At 51.7% G+C, this 3,991-nt stretch carries 7 protein-coding genes; 5 read left to right on the top strand and 2 right to left on the bottom strand.

Going from position 1 to position 3,991, the window contains the following annotated elements; all coding sequences use genetic code 11:
* Nucleotides 1-63: 63 nt before the first annotated feature.
* Together GTA51_RS20120 and GTA51_RS20115 are read left to right on the top strand one after the other, a co-directional pair.
* A complete protein-coding gene (locus tag GTA51_RS20120; RefSeq protein WP_160964271.1) occupies nt 64-717 on the top strand; it encodes a hypothetical protein in 654 nt (217 codons plus the stop codon).
* An 11-nt stretch (nt 718-728) separates the two neighbouring features.
* Nucleotides 729-1,241, top strand: coding sequence for a hypothetical protein (locus GTA51_RS20115; RefSeq protein WP_160964270.1), 513 nt, complete (start codon nt 729-731; stop codon nt 1,239-1,241).
* A gap of 181 nt (nt 1,242-1,422) precedes the next feature.
* Here the strand turns inward: GTA51_RS20115 and GTA51_RS20110 are convergent, their stop codons facing one another.
* Nucleotides 1,423-1,599 (bottom strand): hypothetical protein, encoded by a 177-nt coding sequence (locus GTA51_RS20110; protein WP_160964269.1) that lies wholly within the window; start codon nt 1,597-1,599, stop codon nt 1,423-1,425.
* 47 nt (nt 1,600-1,646) lie between these two features.
* Entirely contained in the window at nt 1,647-2,807 is a 1,161-nt protein-coding gene (gene mobQ, locus GTA51_RS20105) for a MobQ family relaxase (RefSeq protein WP_160964268.1), read from the bottom strand.
* 11 nt (nt 2,808-2,818) lie between these two features.
* Between mobQ and GTA51_RS20100 the strand changes: the two genes are divergently transcribed.
* From GTA51_RS20100 to GTA51_RS20090, 3 genes are all read left to right on the top strand, one after another.
* On the top strand, nt 2,819-3,127 hold the full coding sequence (locus GTA51_RS20100) for a hypothetical protein (RefSeq protein WP_160964267.1): 309 nt from the start codon (nt 2,819-2,821) through the stop codon (nt 3,125-3,127).
* 68 nt (nt 3,128-3,195) lie between these two features.
* Nucleotides 3,196-3,486: a hypothetical protein gene (locus GTA51_RS20095; RefSeq protein ID WP_160963967.1), complete on the top strand. Its 291-nt coding sequence runs from the start codon at nt 3,196-3,198 to the stop codon at nt 3,484-3,486.
* Between the two features lie 27 nt (nt 3,487-3,513).
* Nucleotides 3,514-3,991: hypothetical protein (locus tag GTA51_RS20090; RefSeq protein WP_160964266.1), on the top strand; the 478-nt coding region annotated here is incomplete at its 3' end.

The following is a 3,991-nucleotide window of genomic DNA, read 5'->3' as shown; positions in this document are numbered from 1 at the left end:
AACTTGATGTCATGGCAATTTATGCCATTTTTTCAAAATTGATCGCCTAAGTGGAAAGGCATCATGAGCTTGCACCAGTTGTCGCTTTCAGGCGTCAAGCCTTTTCTTAGCCGGACAGTAATGATCACAATATTACTATTTTCATTAGTTTGTCACACCCATCTCTCTCACGCGGGACCCATCGACCTTGCGATAGACAGCATTCCCACATGGGGACCTGAAATCATAGTCATTGCGGCGATTTATTACGCTTACAACCAAAATCCTCAGTATAAAACAACAGTACAACGTCTCAAAAACTCACTGGCTACGAATTCTACTGCGAAAAGCATAGCCAATTGGCTTCTCGATTTATGTATAGAGTTTGACAGTTTAATATTGCCCTCGCCAATATCAAACATAGACAAGACTGGAATAAAGCTTGCTGCGCAAAAAGTTAAAAATGACCTTGGATTAAATGGGGAAAACTGCACAGGTAGCGACTCAAGCCGCAGTGATCCGCAATCTGCAAAAAATTTAAAGCCAGTAAACCCAGGAAGAAATAATAATAAAGACTGCAAGCCTTGCCCTCCAGATGAAACTTGGTCACATCCCGGAAATGCCCATGGATCTACTGGGGGCACTCATTATCATGGAATAATCTGGAATCAAAATCCATCCGATTGTATATGTCATCCCAAAAGGGTTTCTGGTCCAACACCAGACAAGCTTAAATGAGGTCCTTGGAAATGACTCCAGTTGTAAGTGCCCATAATTTAGATCACAACATGAACAAATTTCGACTTGCCAGTCGGATGATTTTCAACACTTTCTTTCACGTTGAAAATCCATACGAAAACGATGGATGGGTTTTGGAAGAACGATTTTGCGAAATCGAAGAAGTTCTATTCCAAAAACTTGTTACGGAACCAGAAGGATTAATGCCAGTTGTGTACGGCGACATCCAAGAAGAAATTGCCGTTAGGCTTCGCAGCGGAGATCGTGCCTCAATAATGATAAACAGAGACGTTAAAGGAGGTTATTGGGATTATCCTATTAAAGAAATAACCCAAGAGACGGAACTCGTTTTCATCATGTTTTTCGACTGGGACTCTCTTGAGTATCGAGACAATAGATATGCCCGGGTACGAATTAAACGTTGGCCTTCACATCCAGAAGTGACTGGCAAGGATGGATTGATAGAAACTCAATCTATTAGTTTTGTAAAAATTAAGCAGGAAGATGATTTGCATCCTTCTTAGGCGCTTCCTCGCCGCCCTCAGCACAGGAGAAAGACGCTTCCTCTTCCTCATCCTTCGCGGCTTTCAGGACTTCTTTTGACTTTGGCTTGTGAAGAGAAACGCGCCCACTGACCGGAAGAGCATCCAAAACAATACGAAAGCTCTGCCTTCACCTCCCCTCTTTTCCCTATTGCCCCAGCCTTCACCGCTTAAGAATATGCCGCCACCTCTCGCGCCATTGGGCCAGCATCCCCGCCGCCTTGAACACGCCCCATTCTTCAAGCGCGGCATCAAGGCCGAAGCGCGGGCGGCGCGGCTTTGCCAGAAAGGGCGGTTTTGCTGTTTCCTCATGGTCCGAAGACCAGGGGCGACGCTTCAATTTCTTTGCCCCTTGGGTTCGGCCTCCGCCCTGGGCTTGGCGGGGGCCTAGTCTCGTTCCCGCTCCCTCTCGCGCCCATCCTCTTCCCTGTCGCGGCCTGAACTGACACGAAGCCCCGCCTTTTCCCGCAAGGCGTCCCGTTCCATCCGCGCCCGCTGCGCTTCGGTGATCTCGGCCTTGGCGTCCGTCCGTTCCGTTCTGGCCGCGAGGTCTTCCCGCTTCTGCTCGGCCTCGCCCTTCCTACCCGCGAAGGGGTTTTTCTCGCGCTGCTGGGCCTGCCGTTCGCTTTCCCGCTGCTCGGCCTGACGCTCTTGAAGTTTCTTTGAGCGCTTTTCAAAGTCACGCTGCGCGTCCTGCTGCTGCGCCACCATCCCCGCCCTGCTGTAAGGCGCGCGCGTCTTCGGCTTGATCTTGGCCCATTCCCATTCCTCGGCCTTTGCCCGTTCAGCGCCCGCCAGTTCAAGCGCCGTGGTGCGAAGGGCTATTTTCAGGCGCTCACGCTCTTTGTTCCGGGCTTCAATCTCGCGGTTCAAGTCGCCGCGCTCGGTCTGCTCTCCCTCGCGCTCCAACTGCGAAGCCGTGGGGCCTAAATGCTCTGTCGGCTCCCGCTCGATCCCTTGAGCCTCAAAGCTCCGGTGGTCGATGCGGGCTTCGTGGCCGTGGCGCTCAAGGTAACGGTTCGCGGTCTTTTCCCACTTTTCGCGCCATTCTTGAAGCTGGGCTTTGCCGTTCCATTCCCGCCTTTTCTGGCCGAATCCCTCCGGCCCGATCTCGCGCATGGTCAAAAGAATGTGCGCGTGGTCGTTTCGCTGATCTCCGTCACGGTGTGGCCTATGAATAATAACGTCCGCAATCATGCCCTTGCGAACAAAGTTTTCCCGCGTGAAGTCCGTAATGAGTTGGCGGCGCTGCTCGTCGGTCAATTCATGGGGCAGGGCAATTTGAACTTCACGCGCAAACTGAGCGTCCTTTCGCTTCTCGACGGCTTCCACCTCCGACCACAGCCGCTCTCGGTCCTGCACCCATTCTGGGGCGTTCTTTGGTACGAAGATACCGGAGAATACCAGCCCTTCGGCCCGCGTGTAATCGTGCTGCTTGCCGGTGCCTTCATTCGTTAGCTGCGCTCTGGCATTATAAGCCGCTTTGGCAACGACACTTTGTCCTTTGCCCCGGCTAACCACTTTTGCGGAAAAGTGAAAAATCGCCATAAACTGCAACCTTGCGTAATCTTAAAATATCTTCAGTTTGCCGGATGGCAAGCGGCCTTTCGCTTTTCTCCCCTGCCGGATGGCAGGGCGCACACATTGCGAAGCAATGTATAAGTGCGCCCTTTGGGATTCTCGCGCCGCTTACCTTCGGCTACCGTTTTCATAAAACCATGTCCACAGGCTACCAGCCAAAAACGAAGAAAAGACGAAAAACCAAGGCAAAATCGCAAAACTACTTTTCCATTAACGAGGCCTTAACGGCAGGCGAAACAAAAGAATTCAACAAAAGCAGGGATTATTTAAAACCTCGTGAAATATAATCCGATGAACGCCAACGAATTGAACCTCAGACTCTTGCATGATACGAACCCCAAAAAGGGGAAAATCTATGACCACTCCCGCCAAAATCGACCGCCTCAAGCAAAAAAAAGAGGAAATCGAAAAGCAGCTTGCGGAACTGGAAGCCCGAGAAAAAAACAAAACCAGAAAAGAAGACAGCCGCCTAAAAATCTTGATCGGGGCGGCCATCCTTGCGGATACCAAAACCAAGCCGGAGCTTGCCACTGCGATTCAAAAAATACTGGATCGGGCCATTACTGCAAAGCGGGACCGGCTTTTTTTACAGGAAAAGGGATGGTTGCCGGGGCAACCGGAGACGGGCAATAGGGAAGAAAAATAGGGCTATGCCGATCAGGTGGGGGGGCTTGTGGACTATGATTTGCTTTTTGCATGGGTGAAAGAGGAGACGGTCTTAACCTTAAAGCCTTATCTGGGCATGGCGGGCACAGGCCAACGGGCCGCCGGTCAGTTTCGCGTCAAATGGCTTCGGCGCGGTTTGCTCATGCTCTGGTGGATCGCGGCCTTCCTCACGGTGCTGGCGCTGTGCGTCGATCTGGTTTTTTCCGTAGCTGGCAACATTAATTTTAGGCACAGCCCCGAAGCGGATCTTACGCTTCTCATAATCCAAAGCTTTGCTGGAAGCCTCGGCATTACAAGCCTGATTTTCGATCTGTGGGTGGCTGGCGCTCTGTACCGCCTTGCCCGGGTCTGGCGGCAGCGCACCCAAGGCGGACACGAAAAGGCGAAGATTTGGCGCGTGGTGGCCGCTGTCGCGATTATCCTTGGCCGCCCCTCCACTTTTTTGGTGATGTTCCTGTTTTCTTTTATCCCGAACAGTTGGTGGC

It is taken from the genome of Solidesulfovibrio aerotolerans (genome assembly GCF_009856865.1).
Classification (GTDB): Bacteria; Desulfobacterota; Desulfovibrionia; order Desulfovibrionales; family Desulfovibrionaceae; genus Solidesulfovibrio; species Solidesulfovibrio aerotolerans.
Note: the sequence above shows the minus strand (reverse complement) of the source record. Positions and strands in the feature narration are given on the sequence as shown.

What these genes read in the sequence shown, in the direction of transcription:
- GTA51_RS20095 (WP_160963967.1), top strand. Translation starts at nt 3,196, where the DNA reads ATGACCACTCCCGCCAAAATCGACCGCCTCAAGCAAAAAAAAGAGGAA.
- GTA51_RS20115 (WP_160964270.1), top strand. Translation starts at nt 729, where the DNA reads ATGACTCCAGTTGTAAGTGCCCATAATTTAGATCACAACATGAACAAA.
- mobQ (WP_160964268.1), bottom strand. Translation starts at nt 2,807, where the DNA reads ATGGCGATTTTTCACTTTTCCGCAAAAGTGGTTAGCCGGGGCAAAGGA.
- GTA51_RS20120 (WP_160964271.1), top strand. Translation starts at nt 64, where the DNA reads ATGAGCTTGCACCAGTTGTCGCTTTCAGGCGTCAAGCCTTTTCTTAGC.